The organism is Pseudonocardia sp. EV170527-09, from assembly GCF_008369905.1.
In the GTDB taxonomy this organism is placed as follows: Bacteria; Actinomycetota; Actinomycetes; order Mycobacteriales; family Pseudonocardiaceae; genus Pseudonocardia.
Window position 1 is genome coordinate 1 of the sequence record NZ_VRMC01000617.1, and the last position, 243, is coordinate 243.

Genomic DNA, 243 nt, shown 5'->3' on the forward strand with positions numbered 1-243 from the left:
GGCCCTTGACGGTCTGGCCAAGGATCAGGACGCGATCATGACCCGTCTGGAACGCTCCAAGGCCCAAGCGGTGTGCGCCCCGAAAATGAACCCCGAGCGCGACGCGCAATACTGGTTCGACCAGCCGGGCGCACCAAAACCGAAACTGGCCAACGAGAAGCCGAAAGGCGAAACCGTGAGCTACAACGAACTGCTCAAGTCGTGGGAGGCGGCACGCAAGTAAGGGTTTTTGAGGAATGGGAC

1 protein-coding gene is annotated in these 243 nt (G+C 60.5%); it reads left to right on the plus strand.

From position 1 onward, the window contains the following. A partial coding sequence (locus FVA95_RS30295; protein ID WP_205016108.1) for a hypothetical protein occupies nucleotides 1-223 on the plus strand: 223 nt, incomplete at its 5' end. Between the last annotated feature and the right edge of the window lie 20 nt (nucleotides 224-243).